This window comes from Belnapia sp. (assembly GCF_059504005.1).
Map to the genome: position 1 here is coordinate 1 of NZ_JCACHU010000163.1, position 17,872 is coordinate 17,872.

Genomic DNA, 17,872 nt, shown 5'->3' on the forward strand with positions numbered 1-17,872 from the left:
TCGTCTGCCGCCCGCCATGATGGCACGCGAGCGTCACGGCACGTGCAAAGCCAAGGTTAGAACATCACCAATGAGTTCAGCATGCTGCCGCACATCACCGTCGTCTGTCTGCCACCCTACTCGCCCGAGCTAAGCGCCATCGAGAGGGCTGGGTAGTACCTGCAGGATAGCTATTCTCCGAGCGGCTGTTCAGCGACACACGCGCCATCGTCGACGCTTGCTGCACCGCTTGGGACAAACTCATCACTCAGACCGACCGCATCCGCTCACTCACCAACTCCGAATGGGCCACACCAGTCAATCCATAGTCTGCCGAGTATGCGACGTTCCAGTGGGTGCGGCGTCGCCAACATCTTTGTGGTGATCGCGCTCGCGCGCGTGCGGCTCAGAGGATTGTTGCGCGGCTTCCGTCGCCGCACGGTATACCAGGGTGCCACCTCGTGCCAGTGCATCGAAGTACTCACCCACGAAGCGCCGCTGCAGTTCCACCACCGGGCTTGGCTCAGCGCGGTCGAGCAGCGCTTCGGCAAACCTCTTGCTGGTCGCCATCGCGCCCTCAAACAGGCGCGACGCAGCCAGCTGTGCCTCCTGCGTTCCGGAACCCGGCGCGGCGGCCATGAGCCGGTGCATATCAGCGGCGGCTTCCTCTATGAAGCCGGCGAGGTTCTGCTTGGTCTTCACCATGTTCCGTTCGGTCCTTTTTTAGGTACCGGATGCCTCTGTCGTGACCAGAGGCCTAACTGAGCCCCAAGCAGCCGGGCGACGTCGGCGCACCAGCTTGTCGAAGGCCATATGAAAACGGCCGGGACGCCCCTGGCGCCCCGGCCGCTCCCTTCTACGCTCCGGACCCTTACGGGATCCGCGCCGGTGTCACTCCGCCGCGGTCTGGAGTGACCGCTGGCCCTGGTCAGCCTGGCGGATCTGCTCCTCGAGCGGGCGCAGCGTCTCGTCTGCGGTACGGCGCATCGCCCGAACCAGCGTGGCGCTGTTGCGCAGGAGGGTATCCGTGTACTCCCGCGCGAAGCGCTGCTGCAGTTCCACCAGCGGAGCCGGGTTGGCGAGGCGGAACAGCTCCTGCGCCGCACGCAGGTTGGTCTGCACCACGCCCTCGACCAGGCCAGCCATCCCCTGCTGCAGGTCGCGCAGCCCGCCCTCGGCGGCGTTGGGCAGCGCCATCAGCTGCCGCACGTTTTCGGTCGTGCCACGGGCTGCCTCGGCTACCTTATGGCTGACCTCCTCGAAGCGCTGCGCTGCATCCTGAGCGATTTGGCGCTGCGCGTCGGTTACGGCCTGCGTGCTCCGGCGAGCCGTGTCGTTCGCAAGCTCAGCGCCGCGGCGGGCCGCATCGGCTCCGGCTTCGGTGCCCTTGCGCGTCATGTCTGCGCTGGCCGCGGCATTCTGGCGCAACGCCTCACCGGTAGCGTGGCCGCCTTGCTGGACGGCCTCGGCGCTGCGGGGGATTGCAGCAGCCGCATCAGTGGCGGTGTTTACGCGCGTGTCTTGCGGCTTGTTGATGTCGACCATGTCGATCTCCTACTAATATTTCTATGGAGCACGACAGATTGCTGCGCTGCACAACCGAGGTTTGCGCCAGTATGCGGCCCGGCGCAAGGGAGTAATTTTGAAAAAAATATAGCAGTTTTGTGCTGAAACTACCGCACGTCTATCGTGCCGTAGGCCCATCTCACCGTTTGTGCTAGTTTCCTATTATAACCTGTAGGTCTATTACGATTCGGCGTAAGGCGACTGGGACAGAGCCACTCGTCGACCCTTTGCAGTCGCAGCGGCACCCAGGGCCGTTCGCGGACCTCAAAACAGCACCTGCGCCTTCCCCAGCGGCGTGGATCATGTCGCGGCGAACGGTTGCATCATGAGCAACCTGAACGCGGATGTCGCCGTCGCAGATCGGACAGTCTTGGTTAGCACAGCATGGCCAGGCGGCATCACAGGACTCCAGCACAGGGCTGTTCGAAGCAGCCGAGATCCTCGTCAGGGGCCGGAGCGGTGGAGCGTCCTCTGAGGCGGCCAAGTCCACCGTAGGTGCTGCTGGCGCCGAGGCAGGCGCTGGAGGGCGCGGCTGCCTTGCCCTACTTCTCCAAGACGTAGGTACCAGGCGCGTCCGTGATCGGCGGGTGCGCGGCGCTGCCCATCGACGGCAGCTTGCCCTTCTCGCCCGAGCGTGCCGCAAGCCAAGCGGTCCAGTCGGTCCACCAGCTGCCGTCGTGCTTCGTGGCTGCCTTGCGCCATTCTTCCGGCGTTGCTGCTTGGGCCTCGTTGATCCAGTAAGCGCCCTTGCCGCCCGGCGGGTTGATGATGCCGGCGATATGGCCGGAGGAGGCGAGCACGTAGCGCACCTTGCCGCCGACGAGCTGGGTTATACGCCAGGCAGCATCCCAGGGGACAATGTGGTCCTTTTCCGCGCCCACCGCGTAGACGTCGAGCTTGATGCGCCGAAGATCGATCGGCTCGCCCTTCAGCTCGATCTTGCCTGGCACGATTAGGTTGTTCTCGTTGTAGGTATTCCGCAGGTACCAGGCGTGTGCGGCGCGGCACATGCGGGTACCGTCGCTGTTCCAATAGAGCAAGTCGAAAGCGGGTGGCTTCTCGCCCATCAGATAGTTGTTCACCACGTTCGCCCAGATCAGGTCGTTCGAACGGAGCAGATTGAACATGTTGGACATCTCGCGGCTGTCCAGGTAGCCACGCTCCATCATCTGCTGCTCGACCAAATCCATGGCCGGTTCGTCCATGAAGACGGCGGTATCGCCCACCCGCGTGAAGTCCTGCAGCGAGACCATGAAGGTCGCCGCATTGAAGCGCTTGTCCCCCTTCCCTGCCAGCCAGGCGAGGGTCATCGCGAGCAGGGTGCCGCCGATGCAGTAGCCCATTACGTTGATGGACTCAGCGCCAGTAATCTCGCGCACGACGTCGCTGGCCTCGAGTGGGCCGAGGTCCATGTAGTCCTCGAAGCTCGTCTCCTCCATCGAGGCGTCAGGATTCTTCCAGGACACCATGAACACGGTGAAGCCCTGCGAGACGAGGTGCGCCACCATGCTGTTCTTGGGCTGCATGTCGAGGATGTAGAACTTGTTGATCCAGGGCGGCATGAGCAGCAGCGGCGTCCGGTGAGCCTCTTTGGTCGTTGGCTCGTACTGAATCAACTCCAGCAGGCGGTTGCGGTGGACCACCTTGCCTGGCGATAGGGCAAGATTGCGGCCTGGCGCGAAGGCGGTGGCGTCCACCATGCTGAGGCGCCCTTCCTTCAGGTCAGCCGCCAGGTTGCGCGCGCCGTGGGCAAGGCTGGCGCCGCCCGTCTCCATCGCACGACGCAGCGCCGCTGGGTTCGAGGCGAGCAGCAAGGTCGGGCTCATGGCGTCGACGAACTGCCGGAGGTGAAAGTCGAGCCGCCGGCGCTCCGCCTCATCCATACCGTCTGCTTGCGCCGCGCTTTGCTCGAGCAGCCACGCAGAGGCGAGGAGGTAAGCTTCCTTCAAGGTGCGGTAGGCTGGGTTAGCGTGCCATTCCGGCGCCGCGAACCGCTTGTCTGTGCTGCCAGCAGGCGGGTCCGGCGATACCCCCGCGGCGTCCCACCAACGTCGACCGGCCTCGTTCCAGGCCTCGACAGCTGAACGCCAGAGGTTCACGTTCAACTCCACCGCCGAGGCCATTGCCACGCTCGGTTGTTTGAGTGAGCGCAGGCATACCGTGCGGAGCGCTCGCACGACTTCCGCCCAGTCCACCGGGACGACGTCGCGTAGTGGGTTGGCGTTCCACATTTGGTCCACAGACCGCAGGAACGGGTCCTTGGCCAGCGCGCCACCGAGTTGGTCGGTTGTCATCTCCCACCAGGGCTTGGCTTGGCTGGCCCAGTCCCTGCTAGCCGAGCCTGACATTGCTTCCACCCAAGAGGCCCAGACCGCAAACATTGCGTCGGGGCCCGGTGGAGGAACCGCGCTCCCCTGGTCCCAATGTCTGCTTCCGCGGTTCTCACCGCTGCCTTGGTCTGCCATGGCGTTCCCTTTCCTCGGCGCTACCGTCCGCGCCTGTGTCGCGCTCGGCCTGACCTCGTGGCCTCGCCCCACTGCGGCGTTTCCAGTGCGCCCGGCCTAAACGCCACCAGATGTCTTTTAACGCCCGAAGGCCAGTCTGGTTGGAGACCGTGAGCAGATGCGCCTCAATCGTCACGGAAGCGCGGCTGAGCTGCTCCGGAGGTGTTTGCCTGCGGGTTGCGGTCTCGTGGCGGCAGTCTACTCGGCCGACACTTCCAGCCATGTCCGACCCATGCGGCACGCCTCAGCGCATCCGCTTGCCGCGGCAAACCTCAGCGCATCCGCTTGCCGCGGCAAAAAGGAAACATCGGGCCGCCTCCTGTTCCCGCAGCGGCGACCGCCATGGGCTGCGCCCGCGGTGACCTTCTCCCCGTACGGCAGGACTGGCCAAGCGCTCCGCTTGGCCGTGGGTGCCTGTTCCGCCCTGTCCGCCTGTCGTGGTTCTAACGTTCCGCAGTGACGTGGCGGAGCTGCTGGTCGCTCCGCACCTTGCCGGGCTGCCGAATGTCGACCTCGTCGCGGCGCACCGTCTCGCGCACCGTTTCGACCTTCTGGGTGCGCTCGGTACGGACCACAATCTCCTCGCGCAAGCGGGTGCGCTTCTCGACCACTGGCACCTCGGCGGTTTCGATCACCTCGACCGTCACCTCGGTCAGGACCTCGCCAGTAACCTTGTTGCTCACTGGCCGGCGACGCTCTACAACCACCCGCTCGCTTTGCAGCGTGACCTGCTGCTCAACCGGTGTCTCCACGACGTAGCGATGGATGCGGGTGGTGCCGCGGTTCTCGGTCCGCTTGCCGACCTCGAGCACCTCCTCACCGAGCGGGATCACCTCCTCCATGCTGGAGGGACCTCTGGTGGCGACGGCGCTTCCCGCCTGCTGCTTGCCCTGCATCGTCCCCATCCAGGGCCAGAAGAACATATTGGTCAACAACGGCGCCGCGGCCCGAGCCGGAGAGCGCCAGTCGGTGTCGCCGCTCGCCCCGGCATTTCCCGTGGCCATGTTGGTGACCTGCTGGGTCGTCTCGGTGGCAGCCTCTATCGACCTCATCGTCGCATTGGCGACCTGTTGGGCCGCGTCTCGCATGCGGGCCTCCGCCACTTGGCTTTGCTCGGCCTGCCGGGTCAGGAACTCGGCTTCCTCGCGCTCCTGCCGCGCCGTGGTCCGGCGTTCCTCTGCCTCGTCCTGCCGAGCCTGCTCAGCCTCGGCAAGGCTGGCCTCTATCCGTTCGGCGACACCCTGCACCTGCTCCTCGCTCAGCGCCCGCTGAATCGCCGGCAGCAGCTCCGTCTTCTCGTCGCGAGCATGCTGGCGGAAGGTCTTCTGCAGCTCCTTCAGCCGCTCGGGGAAGGCCTCGTCGGCCTTGGGTAGGGCATCGAGCTCGGCGAGCTTGGCGCGCAGCTCCTTGTTGTCCTTGATCGCGCCTGCGACCAAGCCCCTGGTCTCGGGATTGCGCCGCAGCATTGGGAAGAGGTGCTGCTCCTCAAGGCTGGTGTGCTGCTCGAGTTCAGCCTTGAGCTCGGCGAACAGCTTCTCGCGGGTCTTGACCGCGCCGTCGGAGGTCTCGGCAAGCTTGGCGAACAGCTCGTTCAACTTGGCCGGTCCGGCCAGCATCAGGGTCCTGAGAGTCACTGTGAAATCCTTGATTTGCCGCCGGAAACGGACTGCGGCGAGGTGATCTGAATGAATTGGGATGCGGAAAAGGGGTAAGCGCCCGCGCTTGGCGGCACACCCAGAGTTCGAAAGCTTGTTTGCAGGATTGCGACAAGGCGAAGGATAGACGCCACCCCTCGCCGGTCCGGCTCAGTCCGCGCGAGAGTGCATCGTCTGCTCGAAGGCCATAGTCATACGCTGGGCCAGCGGAGCATGGACCCGCTCTGTCAGCGCCAGGGCCGCCCGCTGCAGCTTGCCGCCTTCGTCGAGGACCTGCTCCATTGAGGCGCGGGTGAGCTGCGCCTGGAGTGCCATGGCGTCCCGCAGGCTCTTCACGTTAGCGAAGCCCTTTGTGCCCCCAAAAGCGTGCTGCGTCAGGGCCGTCATGGCGGCAAGGTACTGGCGGCGGAGGTCTTGCATGCCTGAAAGGTAGATGTGCGTGGACTGCGTCGCCGCCTCAAGGTTGCCGCGGCCGAACTCGGTGGCGCTGTTGCTTGTTCTGGCGAACGCTTCAGCTGCCGGATGCAGCCTGTTCTGCACCAAGCCACGGGTCTGAGCCGCGTTGCCTGGAGTGGCCGGATGGGCTGTGGCCAGCATAGTTGCCACCATCGCGGAGGGTGTCTGCTTCGGTTCGGTGATTGTCGTCATGCACGTAGTCCTTGCGCCAGTCGGAGGGTTACGACGTCTTCGCTGGCGCCGAATTGCTGCACCGCAGCATTGACATGAGTTGGTGTCTCAAGATACCCAATGCAAGCGAATTGTGCGCTGCAGCAATTCTGCTGTTAACGGCAATGGGCTGACCAGCTCGCCGACGACGACGCGACTGGTGACCACGGTGACGGGCTTGATTGGGGCTTGCTCGGTCTGTTGGGCCTTGCTGAACTGGCACCGCTGTTCAGCAGGAAGGACCGCGCGGGCAAGGTGCATCCCGACCGTCCTCGCATCTGACGCATACCCCAGCTGGTGGAATAAGGAACGGCCGACAGGAACCTTCGCGGTACTAACCGGTTGATGTCATGCTGCACTGCAGCATGATGCTGCTAAGGATACTTCCATGCCGTTTACCGCCACGATCCGCAGGCTTGCCACCAGCCGGGGCCTTCTCGCCGGCGCTGCCGCATTGGCCGGACTGGCTGTCACTAATGTCGCGCTAGCCCGGCGTGCGGAGCGCCGGCATCCGCCCAAGGGCCACTTCGTGACCGTGGATGGTGTCCGCCTGCATTACACCGATAACGGCCGCGGCCAGCCCATCCTCCTCATCCACGGCAATGCAGTGAGCGGCGAGGATTACGAAACCAGTGGCCTTGCGGCGCGGCTCCGGGAGCGGCACCGGGTCATCATCATCGACCGTCCCGGCTTCGGGCATAGTGAGCGGCCGCACGGCAGGCTTTGGACCGCGATGGAACAGGGGGCCCTGCTGCGCCAAGCCATGCACCAGATTGGCGTCGAGCGGCCGGTCGTGGTTGGCCACTCTTGGGGCGCCATCGTCGCGCTCTCGCTCGCGGTGCAGCATCCGGCGGAGACGGCAGGGCTGGTGCTGCTCTCGGGCTACTACCACTGGACGTTACGGCCGGATGTGCTGCTGGTGGTGCCGGGGGCGGTGCCAGTGCTCGGAGACCTGCTGCGCTACACGGTTTCGCCGCTCTTAGGGCGGCTGCTGATGCCACTGCTGAAGCGCGGCATGTTCTCGCCAGCACCGATCCCGGCACGGTTCCGCACCGAATATTCCGATGCCATGGCCTTGCGGCCCTCGCAGATCCGCGCCACTTCCCGTGATGGCGCGCTCATGATCCCCGGTGCACTGCAACTGCGGGGCGACTACGCGACGCTACCGATGCCGGTGGCCATCCTGGCGGGCGAGGGCGACAAGGTGGTCTTCGCCAAGCGCGCCAGGCAACTGCACGCCGAAATACCAGGCAGCAGGCTGGAGGTTTTGCCGGGTGTCGGGCACATGGTGCACCATTCGGCGCCGGACGACGTTGCGGCAGCGATCGATCGGATTGCCGCAGCCGCGCTGCCCGACACCGTGCCTGTGGCGCTGGACCACGCGGCCTAGCTTGGTTCTTCATCAGGCTGATGGGCATGGTGCAGCACCAGACTGGGCATAAATTTCGGCTGTCCCACCTATTTCGAACTCCTGCGAGAATCACCATGCAACAACTTCACGGCTTCGCAGTCGGTCAAAACGTTGAAATCGTTCCCGGCCGGTACGATGGCGACATCCCGCGCGGTACCTACACGATCCTGCGTCTGCTTCCGAATGAGGCAGCCGACCGAGAGTATCGCGTGCGTCATCAGCGGGACGGCCAAGAGCGTGTGGTACGGGAGGACCAACTCCGTCTGGGCCTGACCTCGCCCTTGGGTTGAGATAGCAGCCGGACAAGCCATGACTCGCCAGCATCTCTGCCGGGATACGGCAGATCGGCTGCCAGTGCTGCATCTCGTCCTGCACTCCGGGTCACGACCGAGGCCTGCGCTGGTCCCGCCCGGTCCGTAGCGACGAGCCCAGAGCCTCACCTCAAACGATATCGGATGCGAAGGATACACCGTGGCTCAGATCAGCATGACGAAGTCCGCAGCAGTCGATCCGGCGGCTGAGGCGCGGGTCGAGGAGGAGGTCGCCTACCTCTCCAAGCGGCATCGCGTGTCGCCTGCCATCGTGCAAGAGATTATCCGCCGCACCGGCACGAGCGAGCGCTCCGCTGTTGAGCGCGAGATCCGCAAGGGCATGGCGCGCCGCTGAGGCTCTCCGGCCAGCCGTGTCCCTATCCTGCGCAAGAACCTTTCACCGGTTGCGGACGATCGGCGCGGCATAGTCGGGGAACAGACCCGGAAGTGGCGGCAAGTTACCGGCGCGGTCGGCCATCGCGTGGGTGAACTCGCGGATCGCCTGCTGGCCCTTGGTAATACTGTAGAGATTGCACATGCTGCGGTCTTCCCAGGGTTCACGTCACAGGACGTGGCCGAGCGGAAATCCCGACTACCTGGGAGCTTCGGCTTAGCCTACCCGCTGCTGGCCTTAGGGCGCCGCACCTTTTCAGCGCGACCGAGCACCTGGTCCACCCCACTGCTGTCGCCGGTTGTGATACCGGAATCGGTCAGGCGGTCCAACCGTCTGAGCCGGTTATCGGTATCCACATCGACGAAGATGTCGCTGTCGGGGCATTTGCGGCAGAAGTATTTGAGCTGATCCGCTGACTTGCTCGACGCGAGGCTTATCGCATGTGTCGATGCCCCCTGCGGGTCAAGGCACGTCTTCAACTCTGGCACCGAGAGCACGGGTGCGGTCATGTGTTCGGTCTCTGATGCGGCCGGTGTGGCCGCGGGCCCTAATGAGCTGCGGGACGAGGGGCAATCAGGTGAACGCGCTTGGGGGCGCACTGCGATAAACGGCCTCTCCCGCCACCGGCTCACCGGTCTCTCGCTGTCATCGTCACTTCAGCACCTTGCCCCTCGCCGGGCGCGGCGCCCGGCGAGCTCGGACGCGACCGCCCAGGCGGTCGCGGTTGTGGTGCAGGTCCCTCCCCTGGCCAGCAGGGCCCAGGCGATGCGGGCCAGCACCTTGCACCTGCTGGGGTTCCAGTTTGAGTAAGATCCACACTGGCCGCAGAGGAGAAAGCCCCTACGGGACGGGCGTCACTGGCGTCTGCGGCATGGCCCTCACCCCCTGCGCTGCTGCCTCAAGGGCCAACAGCTCCTGGCGTCGTTGAGCGACCCGGCGCTCTAGTTCCGCTGCCTCTGCCCGCGACCGTTCAAGCGTCGAAGTTCCCGCGTTGAGGTCCGTTTCCAGCGACGTCGCCCGGCCTTCCAGCGACTGGACCCGCGCTTCCGTCTCGGCCGCGCCACGATCCGCGGCCGCCGCGCGCTGCGCAGCAGCCTCGGCCTCGGTGCGCCGGTTGATCAGCGCCCTCTCGGCTACGCCCACGTCGTCACGTAGCGCAGCGAGCCGCTGCTCGGTCTCCGTCACAGCCTGCTGCTTGCCGGCGAGCGCCGCCTCGACCTCGCTGCCCTGTGCTCGCAACGCGGCCACGCGCTGCTCTGCCGTCCCGACCGCCGCGTTCGCCTCGGCGAGGCGTGCTTCGGCCGCGGCAAGCGCGACGCCGCTGGCCTCCACGGCTGCCGCCAAACGGGTGCGCTCGGCCTCTGCCGCTCCGACCGCCGCCTGGCGCTCCGTCAGGGCCATCGCAGTAGCTTCAGCTGCGCTGCGCAACTCGGCCAGACGACCCTCTGCTGCGGTCGCCGCATTGAGCAACTCGGCCACGCGGGCTTCCCCAGCCCGAACCCGCTCGGCTGCAGCATCAGCTCCACGACCCGCTTCGACCACGCGTGCCTCCACTCCAGCCAGTGCCCCCTGCCGTGTCGCAAGGTCGGCCTCGGCGGCTGCCATCGTTTCGCGCAGGGCCTGGGCCCGGCTTGCCGCACCCGCAACTGCTGCCTCCCGGGTCGTCAAGGTCTCCTGGGCCTGTCCGGCCTCAGCGATCAGGGCCGTCACGCGACCTTGCGCCGCTTCAGCCTGGGCGGAGAGATCGGTCGTACGGCCCTCGGCCTCACGCAGGGCAGTGGCAGCGGCGTCGCGCTGAGCAGTCAACCGCTCCACCTCACCTCGACGCTCGGCCAGCGCTGCATCGGCCGCGGCAGCCTCCGTGCGGGTGCCGGCCAACGCAGCCGTAGCCGCCTCGCCGGCCTGCCGCAACTCCGTGGCGCGCGTCTCTGCTGCGTCGGCGGCTGCTGTGAGCTCGGCGACCCGTGCTTCCCCGGCCGCACCCTGCCGGCCGAGTTCCACAAGCCGCGCCTCCACCTGCGCTGTGCCGGCGGTGAGATCGCGGCTCCGTCGCTCCGCCGCGTTGATACGTTGCGTCAGAGCAGCAAGATCACCGGCCGCCTGTCGCTCCTGCGCTAAGCTGCCCTCGAGCTCCGCCACACGCGTTGCGCGGGCTTGGCCGGCCTGCTCGGCCGCCTCCAGCCGGCTGCCACGAGACACGGCGATAGACCAACCGAGGACGAGCAGGACCAGCAGCGCGCCTGCGGCCCCCAGCACGGGCCAGGATAAACCAAACATACCGGCCGGGCTGACCAGCCCTTGAACCGGTACTGGCTGGCCCCTTGGCACCGGTCTCTTGTTCACCTGCTTGTCCACCATGACCCACAGCCTTTTAAAAAAAGCTATTTTGCCTACAAGCTCGAGGCGTTCCGCCTGCCGGTGACGGCATGGTAGATCCAGAGCAGAACAACCGCGCCGATCACGGCAACGAACATGCTGTACAGGTTGAAGCCGGTGACGCCGGCCCCGCCGAGCATGTTGAACAGGAAGCCGCCGACGAAGGCACCGACGATACCAAGCACGATATCGATGACGACCCCTTGGCCGCTACCGCCGTAGAGCTTGCTGGCGATGAAGCCGGCGATCAGGCCCAGGATAAGCCAACCAATGATGGACATCGGACTATGTCTCCGGAGAGGGAAGGCGTGAAAGGGGGTAGCTTTCAGGTGGCTGTCTCGCACTCGCCGCCAATGCAGGCTGATGGCGTCGATGAGAAATGAGCGGGATGGGGCAGATCGCTCCGCCTCCATCCCGTCCAGCACTCGTCAACGCTTGGCAGGGTTAGCACCGCTGACGTTGGTGCCCAGCGTCTTGTCGACCGTACGGCTCGCCATCGTACCAGGCGGGTTACCCGGCGCGTCATCAGGAGCGGCACCGGCGGTGCCGGCACCGGTCGTCACGCGAGCCGCGTCCGTGGTGGTGTCGTCGATGTCGACCTCGGTCCGGCGGACGGTATCCTGCACTGTCTCAGTCTGCTCAGTGGCTTCCTTGCGGATGACAACCTCTTCAATAACGCGGGCTTCCTTGGCAATCACCGCCTCCTCGGCGGTTTCGGTGGCCTCGATCGTGCGATCCTGGAACACGGCCTCGGCGCCGGTCACCGGGCGATCGACCGCGCGACGCTCCACGTCGACACGCTCCTGGTGCAGCATCACCTGCTCGCTCACCGGCGTCTCGACCACGTAGGAGCGCACCCGAACTCGTCCGCGCTCCACGTCGCGCTTACCGACTCGCAGGCTTTCCTCGACAATCGGAATGGCTTCCTCGCCACCGACGCGGACGGTCGCGGCGGCCGCTGCTGTCGTTGTCGAAGCAGCCGCGGGGGTGGTGGAACCTGTGGCCATGCCCGTGGCGGCGACACCGAGCCCGGTTGTGGCCGGTACACTTGCCACCTCAGTACCCGAGGTGACAGCCTGGGTACCCGTCCAGCCTTCCTGCCGCCACTCGGCTTCGCGGGTGTCGAGGTCCACAGCGCCATGGCTCTCAAGAACATCCATGGCTTGCTCGAGCTTGCTGTCCTCGACCCTCGCCGACACCACGATGGAGCCGCGGCGCACTCCTTCCGCGTAGGTCGTACGCTCCTCGTCGGGGACAAACATCTCCTTGAGCGACGCCCAGAACCCGGTATCACTGGACGCGGCGGCAGTTCCGCCACTCGTCGAGGTTGCCTCTGCCGCATGCATCTGAATGTCGGTGTTGGCGATGTTCAGCTGCTGCGTGAGTTGCTGAACGGCGGCGTCCGCATGGGCACGATCGTCAAACATGGCGGTGATGGTTCGCGACATGGTGGTCTCTCCTGAGGCAGTTGGTTTACGTGTTCATTCCTGTCAAGGAATTAGGCGACACGCTGGGCGCTCCGGAAGGCGAGCAAGTCGCGGGTACCGCGGCGGGCGCCGAGCACCGCGGCGATAGCGCCGAGCAGCATGATGCCGAAGATTGAGAAGCCAGCGATCGACGTACCGGAAGCAGCCGCATCGGCGGCGTGGCGGGCGGTTTCCTCAGCTTGGCGCGCAGCCTGGGTGGCCTGTTGCTCGGCCTGAGTAACGCGCGCCTGGGCGTCTTGCGGGCTGATGTTGTACTCGGCTGCCACGAGCTGGTTCAGCCGCTCGCGGTCCGCTTGCGACAACTGCCCGTCCGTTACCCGCCTTGTGGCGAGCTGTCCCATCTCGGCTTTGCGCTGATCGGACGTCATCGCGGCCGGATTGCCACCAGTCCCGCTGAGCGCGCCCTGCACGCGGTCGGTGACGCTCTGAGCCATCGATTGCAGCGTCCCGGTGCTCGTACGGTCAGCGGCCTGTTGACCCACTGCCGAGGCTGCAGAGCCAGCACCCGACGCCACGCTGCCCAGCAGGCTGGAGGCTCCGGAGGTGGCGGTGGAGGCAATGCCTGAAACGAGGTTCCCTAGCAACACGGCGGAGATCAGGAAGGTGGTGCCCCAAACGGCCAAGCCGTGGAGGGTGCCATCGGTATTGTCGGCCGTGCCGGACAGACGCGCGGCGACGTATCCGCCAACCGCGAGGCCGATCAGGTTCGACAGCAGCAACCAAATGGCCGCACCGATGCCGAAGGACGAAGCCGACGGTGTTCCGCGCGCCGTGGCATCAATCGTTGTGGCGCCAATGCCAGCGCCCAAGGCGTTCAGCATTAGGCCAATGGTCAGCGCGACGATGGCGCCAGCGATGATCGCGCCCCATGAAATGCGCGAGGGCAGCGATGGTGCGCCTTCTGGTAGGACCATGGCGGCGGTCGCGTTGTCGTGGGCACCCACTGTGTTTCTAGTTTGCATATACGAAGGTCCTACAATCTAAAGGGGAACGGGGCCTCGCCAGTGCTCAGCAAGGCGTTTTGCGCCTTGGCAAGGCGCGTGGATGCAATCGGTCCAACAAAAAGCGAACCGTTAACGCTCATTTCGAGTTTTTTAATTGGAAGCTACTTGTCTGCCGCATCCCGCACGACGTCTTTGGCACCGCCAGCGGTATTCTGAACTTTGCCTTCGACCTTTTCCGCAGCGCCTTCGGTCTGGATTTTGGTATTGCCGGTCAGCTTCCCGATGGCTTCCTTGATGGAGCCCTTTACATGCTTGGCTGCGCCCGCAATGCGATCGCTGTCCATCTCGCTTCCCCTCACGGGCTCGTAGCTGGAACCGAGATCGGTTATCCAAAGCCCTGCCGGCATAACCGCGGCCGTTACCCGGAGTTCGGCAAGCAGTCCGGTAATCGCCATGACCGAGTGGTGTGTTCGTACTAGGTCGGTGGGGGTAGAGCACTATTACCCAGCCGCCGAGCCGCCCCACTGCCCGGGAAATCTGGCTGAGTTGAAACGGTCTGCTGCTTCTAGGCTGACGTGTCGGTTGGTTTCGCCGTCTTCCGCGGGGGCCCGCCGTCAAAGCCTCGTTCACGAGCCCAAATCACCAGGGCCGTGCGGCTATTCACCCCGGTGCGGCGGTAAAGCGCGGCGACATGGTTGCGCACGGTATTAGGGGCGATCCCGAGCTTGCGGGCGATGGAGGGGTCTGCCATGCCGCGGCACACCAGGGTCAGCACTTCCCGCGCTCGCTGCGGCAGATCGCCGAGCTCCGTCGCGGTACCAGGGGGTGCGTCGAACCGTCGCAGCTGGGCCAGCTTCTCGAGTACGACCTGGCTGAACCAGGAGGTGTCCTGCATCACGGCTTCGATCGCTGCGACGATGTCAGACTCCGTGCGGCGGCGTTCAGAAACGTCCTGTACTACTATCAGAGCACATGAGTGATTTCCGATGGTCACTGCCTCGGCCGATACGAGGCAGTCGAGTACGCCGCCCTCCTTGGTCCGCACCTTCATCTCTAGGTTGCGCACCGAAGCACTGCGGTGGAGCTGCTGCTCCAGCTCCTTCCCCGCCGATTTATCGACCCACAACCCGATCTCGTCGGTACCCTTGCCGACCAATTCCCTCACGGCGTAGCCGCATACCTGGGTGAAGGCATCGTTGGCCGTCATGACACGACAGCCGGCACGCGCGACAACCAAGGTCGGCACGGGCGTCAGACGGAGCGCCGTAGCGAAGCTGGCTTCACTCTGCTGCAAGGCAGCTTCGGTCAGTTTGTGATGCTCCAGGTCAACGAAGGTGAACAGAATACAGGCCGTATCGGCGAACTCGATCGGTTGCCCGGCAACGATAACCCGCTTCTCGCCACCTCCGGATAACTGCAGCACCGCCTCCATCTGTGGGATGGTGCGCCCGCTCTGCAAGCGCTCGATGGCAAGCTCCCGGCGGGCAGCACCTTCCAGCACGTCGATCTCGTAGACCGAGCGCCCGAGCACCTGCTCCTCCGAGTAGCCTGTCATCTCCAGAAAGCCACGATTGACTTTGACGTGGCGGTGGTCCGACAGCCGCAGTATCACCGCGGGTGCTGGGTTGGCAGCGAAGGTCGTCTCGAAGCGTTCCTCGGCGTCGTAGCGTTCGCTTTCGTCGTTCAGGATCAACACGAGGCAGTCCGGAACACCAGCGGCATTGTTGAGCACCAAGCTGCGGATGCGGTGTGTCCACTGCGCTTCATTTTGCCCAGCTGAGGCCACCTCAACTACCACCTCGTCGAAGGCCTCGCCCGCCAGCACCCGTTCCATGGGATAGTGACCCTGCGGCAGGTGGTGCCGGTTGCGGTAGCGCAACTCGAACCGCTTACGATACTCCGCGACGGTGGCACCAAGATCCTCGATCTTGTGCACGCCGTGCATTTTCAGGGCGGCTTTGTTGGCCCACGAAATACGCTGATCGGGCTCGATAAGAATGACCCCGTCCTGCAGCGCTGCCAGAATAAGCCGCAGCTGCTGCTGATCGGCGTGATGGTGTGCGGGTAGATCCGACATCTTGGGCGCTCCAAGCATGTAATGCTTTCGTTCATGCCTACTCCCTCGCGGTGACAAGTCCTGAGCATGGCTAATGCAGACACCGTTATTTTGGGACATGGCTTGTGTGGCCTTATCTAGCCTGCACCATCAGGGTCGGGCACAGTGTCACGCGTTGCGATAGTCACTGGCCAACGTAGATCGCCGATTTTGATTTCTGGCATGAGATCACCCGAACGTCTGGATGCGGTATGGGGCGAGCAGCGCTTCAACTGCGTCAGTCCAGATGCCGAATGCAGTGTCGCCGCGGTTCTCATAAAGGTTTGTCACGATGAGAAGCAGCGCATGCTTGATTGGCATGGGGATGGCGTCAGGCGTTGCGCCATATCCACTGGTGAACTCAACTTCCATGTGTGCGATCTGCATGGAGAGCGGCTGGACGTTGAGAAAGCGAAGCCTTGCTGGCTCGCTCTTGAGATCGGTGTTGAAGTCGTCGCCTTCTACAAGCTCAACCTCTTCGCCATCCCATGTGACGTACTTCCCACTGACTACAGCACTCGCAGGACGAGGTAACTCGACCCAGCCACGTAGCTGACCAAGCCAGGTGTAGAAGAAATTGTAGGAGTTTTTGAAGGCAGAGCCGCTGAGAGGTGATTCCTTGGGCTTACCGCTGGCAGCTGTCCAGGTGACAGCGCGGCTGAGAAGGAATCTGCCGAGGTACTGCTCTACTAGCTCTGTTGCGACTAGCGCATAGCTTTCAAGCAACCCGGCGAAGCTGGCGTCATCAATGCGACCATGCTGCCTTAGCAGCACATCGGTATCAATGGGGCACTCGCTAGGTGAATAGGATAGTCGAGTTAGCATGTGTGCCCCCTTGGCCTTAGCCCTTTGTGACGATGTTCTTTGAAGCCCGGCGAGGAGGTAGAGCGCGCTTGGGCTCAACGACCGGTGCGGGATCTTTGACGAATGGGACGGCAACGCCAGCTGCTAGAAGCTGCTTGGCATGTGCGTCGGGGAAGCCTGCTACGTCGCCTGGGTTGTAGGACCCGAAGCGCACGAGGAATTCCACTACAGTGATTTCTGTCATGCAAATGGTAGGGGGTGTTTCCACCCCCTACGCCCTAATTAGGCAGGGTTTGCAGAGGAAGCTGAGCTTGGGCTCGTGTTAGCTGCTTCAGTCACGTACTGCTTGCCAGCTACGTTGAATGCAGCGCCGACGCTCCAACCAGTTGCAGTGAGTACGGCAGCGGACACGCCGTGCTTCATTGCGAAGTCTACGGAGTTGGTGGCCTTGATGCCGATGAGGTCGCGGCTGAAGGAATTAACCGTTGCAGCGCTCTCAACCCAGCTACCTTCTGTGGTTACGCTAACCTCAGTGCGGTATGCATCACCAATGATGAGATCATTCACTGCGGCGAGGATGATCTTCGTCTGGTTGGTGCTGCCACCTAGGTTAGTTGGTAGCTGAACAGTTGTGTGGACTGGGTAACCGAGTAGCTTGCCCTGCTCTAGCTCTTCAGCGAATGGGTAGATGCCAAAGCCGTTGCTGAGAGTCTTGAGGAAGCCAACGACGCCTGGGTGCATGAACCATGCCTTTGGGCCGTAAACTAGGTTGACGTTGAGAGCTAGCTCTACGGCACGTAGATCAGCTACAACGTTGGCAAAGTTGACAGTGGCATTGCTTGGAAGCAAGTTGCTTGAAGCAGTCTGAGCAATGATGCCAGTTGGGCGGTATGCAGAACCGGTGCCGTTTAGGAACTCGATGTCTTCTGCAAGAGCCATCTGAGCAACTAGGTCAGTGGTTACAATGCTCTCAACGTCGAGTGGGCTGAACTCAACTAGCTCCTTGGTGACGCTGGTGATGGCACCGAGCTTCTTCCAAGTTAGCTGGATGGCGTCGAAGCCTGCGCTGGTTGCAGTGAGGTCCTGACCTTCACCGAGCCATGTGGCAGTGGCGCCGAGGCGCTGACGAGGAATCGTTAGCTGGCCCATTGGCATGGACATAACGCGAGCGCCGGCAGCGCGAACAACGGACTGTTCACGTAGTAGCTCGATTAGATCCTTGGTGAAGTCCTGTGGGATCACTGGCGTTGCAGTGGTGAGGGCCTTCACAACGGCAGTGTCACCGAAGTGCTTGGCTACATACTGTGCGCCTGCGCCTGCGCTGTAGAGCTTGTCTACTACGCGACCTGCTACGAAGCGGGAGAAGGCAGAACCCTTCTGGCGGGGAACGAGAACCGTGTCAGCACGAACGATGCTTGGAGCGGACTTGCGGGCATATGCACCGAATGTCTTCTCGGCTTCCTCTTCGTCAACTTCCTTGGCTTTGTCGGCGGCTTCGCCCTCGGCGGCCTCTAGACGAGCAAGGCGCTGTTCTGCCTTACCAATGCGACCTACTAGATCGTCTGCCTCTTCGTTCTCGGCATCGTTTAGTGGGCTCTCGTCGGTGTCTTTTAGGTTTAGGGCCTTTAGCTTGGCTTTGCACGTGCCGTGACGCTCGCGTGCCATCATGGCGGGCGGCAG

Annotated in this window: 18 protein-coding genes; 2 read left to right on the top strand and 16 right to left on the bottom strand. The window is 63.8% G+C overall.

Features of this window, described 5'->3' with window-relative positions:
- Positions 1-297: 297 nt before the first annotated feature.
- The 6 genes from AC5JJ1_RS25335 to AC5JJ1_RS25360 form a co-directional block, all read right to left on the bottom strand.
- Entirely contained in the window at positions 298-684 is a 387-nt protein-coding gene (locus AC5JJ1_RS25335) for a hypothetical protein (RefSeq protein WP_495787898.1), read from the bottom strand.
- Between the two features lie 186 nt (positions 685-870).
- Positions 871-1,524, bottom strand: a complete 654-nt coding sequence (locus AC5JJ1_RS25340; RefSeq protein ID WP_495787899.1) for a phasin family protein — start codon at positions 1,522-1,524, stop codon at positions 871-873.
- Between the two features lie 563 nt (positions 1,525-2,087).
- Positions 2,088-3,839 carry a PHA/PHB synthase family protein gene (locus AC5JJ1_RS25345; RefSeq protein WP_495787900.1) on the bottom strand — a complete coding sequence of 584 codons (1,752 nt, stop codon included), beginning with the start codon at positions 3,837-3,839 and terminating at the stop codon, positions 2,088-2,090.
- Between the two features lie 653 nt (positions 3,840-4,492).
- A complete protein-coding gene (locus AC5JJ1_RS25350) occupies positions 4,493-5,665 on the bottom strand; it encodes a DUF2382 domain-containing protein (RefSeq protein ID WP_495787901.1) in 1,173 nt (390 codons plus the stop codon).
- A gap of 189 nt (positions 5,666-5,854) precedes the next feature.
- The gene (locus tag AC5JJ1_RS25355; protein WP_495787902.1) at positions 5,855-6,352 is read right to left on the bottom strand and encodes a phasin family protein; all 498 of its coding nucleotides are present in this window, start codon (positions 6,350-6,352) and stop codon (positions 5,855-5,857) included.
- Positions 6,353-6,439: 87 nt separating this feature from the next.
- A complete protein-coding gene (locus AC5JJ1_RS25360; RefSeq protein WP_495787903.1) occupies positions 6,440-6,631 on the bottom strand; it encodes a hypothetical protein in 192 nt (63 codons plus the stop codon).
- Between the two features lie 127 nt (positions 6,632-6,758).
- Here AC5JJ1_RS25360 and AC5JJ1_RS25365 point away from each other — a divergent pair, with 127 nt between their 5' ends.
- Both AC5JJ1_RS25365 and AC5JJ1_RS25370 read left to right on the top strand, forming a co-directional pair.
- Complete coding sequence (locus tag AC5JJ1_RS25365) at positions 6,759-7,760, top strand: alpha/beta fold hydrolase (RefSeq protein WP_495787904.1); 1,002 nt, start codon at positions 6,759-6,761, stop codon at positions 7,758-7,760.
- 492 nt (positions 7,761-8,252) lie between these two features.
- On the top strand, positions 8,253-8,447 hold the full coding sequence (locus AC5JJ1_RS25370) for a hypothetical protein (protein WP_495787905.1): 195 nt from the start codon (positions 8,253-8,255) through the stop codon (positions 8,445-8,447).
- Positions 8,448-8,489: 42 nt separating this feature from the next.
- Here AC5JJ1_RS25370 and AC5JJ1_RS25375 read toward each other — a convergent pair whose 3' ends face one another.
- The 10 genes from AC5JJ1_RS25375 to AC5JJ1_RS25420 form a co-directional block, all read right to left on the bottom strand.
- Positions 8,490-8,630, bottom strand: coding sequence for a hypothetical protein (locus AC5JJ1_RS25375; protein ID WP_495787906.1), 141 nt, complete (start codon positions 8,628-8,630; stop codon positions 8,490-8,492).
- Between the two features lie 77 nt (positions 8,631-8,707).
- Entirely contained in the window at positions 8,708-8,995 is a 288-nt protein-coding gene (locus AC5JJ1_RS25380; RefSeq protein WP_495787907.1) for a hypothetical protein, read from the bottom strand.
- 331 nt (positions 8,996-9,326) lie between these two features.
- On the bottom strand, positions 9,327-10,844 hold the full coding sequence (locus AC5JJ1_RS25385; protein ID WP_495787908.1) for a coiled-coil domain-containing protein: 1,518 nt from the start codon (positions 10,842-10,844) through the stop codon (positions 9,327-9,329).
- A gap of 32 nt (positions 10,845-10,876) precedes the next feature.
- Positions 10,877-11,143, bottom strand: a complete 267-nt coding sequence (locus tag AC5JJ1_RS25390) for a GlsB/YeaQ/YmgE family stress response membrane protein (protein ID WP_495787909.1) — start codon at positions 11,141-11,143, stop codon at positions 10,877-10,879.
- A gap of 147 nt (positions 11,144-11,290) precedes the next feature.
- The gene (locus tag AC5JJ1_RS25395) at positions 11,291-12,310 is read right to left on the bottom strand and encodes a YsnF/AvaK domain-containing protein (protein WP_495787910.1); all 1,020 of its coding nucleotides are present in this window, start codon (positions 12,308-12,310) and stop codon (positions 11,291-11,293) included.
- A 50-nt stretch (positions 12,311-12,360) separates the two neighbouring features.
- Positions 12,361-13,293 carry a hypothetical protein gene (locus AC5JJ1_RS25400; RefSeq protein WP_495787911.1) on the bottom strand — a complete coding sequence of 311 codons (933 nt, stop codon included), beginning with the start codon at positions 13,291-13,293 and terminating at the stop codon, positions 12,361-12,363.
- Positions 13,294-13,454: 161 nt separating this feature from the next.
- Entirely contained in the window at positions 13,455-13,748 is a 294-nt protein-coding gene (locus tag AC5JJ1_RS25405) for a CsbD family protein (protein ID WP_495787912.1), read from the bottom strand.
- Positions 13,749-13,858: 110 nt separating this feature from the next.
- The gene (locus tag AC5JJ1_RS25410; RefSeq protein ID WP_495787913.1) at positions 13,859-15,370 is read right to left on the bottom strand and encodes a PAS domain S-box protein; all 1,512 of its coding nucleotides are present in this window, start codon (positions 15,368-15,370) and stop codon (positions 13,859-13,861) included.
- A gap of 207 nt (positions 15,371-15,577) precedes the next feature.
- A complete protein-coding gene (locus AC5JJ1_RS25415; protein ID WP_495787914.1) occupies positions 15,578-16,162 on the bottom strand; it encodes a head-tail connector protein in 585 nt (194 codons plus the stop codon).
- 312 nt (positions 16,163-16,474) lie between these two features.
- On the bottom strand, positions 16,475-17,872 hold a 1,398-nt coding region (locus AC5JJ1_RS25420; RefSeq protein ID WP_495787915.1), incomplete at its 5' end, for a phage major capsid protein.

Coding starts and splice junctions, on each gene's coding strand:
- AC5JJ1_RS25335 (WP_495787898.1), bottom strand. CDS start 684: ATGGTGAAGACCAAGCAGAACCTCGCCGGCTTCATAGAGGAAGCCGCC.
- AC5JJ1_RS25340 (WP_495787899.1), bottom strand. CDS start 1,524: ATGGTCGACATCAACAAGCCGCAAGACACGCGCGTAAACACCGCCACT.
- AC5JJ1_RS25345 (WP_495787900.1), bottom strand. CDS start 3,839: ATGACAACCGACCAACTCGGTGGCGCGCTGGCCAAGGACCCGTTCCTG.
- AC5JJ1_RS25350 (WP_495787901.1), bottom strand. CDS start 5,665: ATGCTGGCCGGACCGGCCAAGTTGAACGAGCTGTTCGCCAAGCTTGCC.
- AC5JJ1_RS25355 (WP_495787902.1), bottom strand. CDS start 6,352: ATGACGACAATCACCGAACCGAAGCAGACACCCTCCGCGATGGTGGCA.
- AC5JJ1_RS25360 (WP_495787903.1), bottom strand. CDS start 6,631: ATGCACCTTGCCCGCGCGGTCCTTCCTGCTGAACAGCGGTGCCAGTTC.
- AC5JJ1_RS25365 (WP_495787904.1), top strand. CDS start 6,759: ATGCCGTTTACCGCCACGATCCGCAGGCTTGCCACCAGCCGGGGCCTT.
- AC5JJ1_RS25375 (WP_495787906.1), bottom strand. CDS start 8,630: ATGTGCAATCTCTACAGTATTACCAAGGGCCAGCAGGCGATCCGCGAG.
- AC5JJ1_RS25380 (WP_495787907.1), bottom strand. CDS start 8,995: ATGACCGCACCCGTGCTCTCGGTGCCAGAGTTGAAGACGTGCCTTGAC.
- AC5JJ1_RS25385 (WP_495787908.1), bottom strand. CDS start 10,844: ATGGTGGACAAGCAGGTGAACAAGAGACCGGTGCCAAGGGGCCAGCCA.
- AC5JJ1_RS25390 (WP_495787909.1), bottom strand. CDS start 11,143: ATGTCCATCATTGGTTGGCTTATCCTGGGCCTGATCGCCGGCTTCATC.
- AC5JJ1_RS25395 (WP_495787910.1), bottom strand. CDS start 12,310: ATGTCGCGAACCATCACCGCCATGTTTGACGATCGTGCCCATGCGGAC.
- AC5JJ1_RS25405 (WP_495787912.1), bottom strand. CDS start 13,748: ATGGCGATTACCGGACTGCTTGCCGAACTCCGGGTAACGGCCGCGGTT.
- AC5JJ1_RS25410 (WP_495787913.1), bottom strand. CDS start 15,370: ATGTCGGATCTACCCGCACACCATCACGCCGATCAGCAGCAGCTGCGG.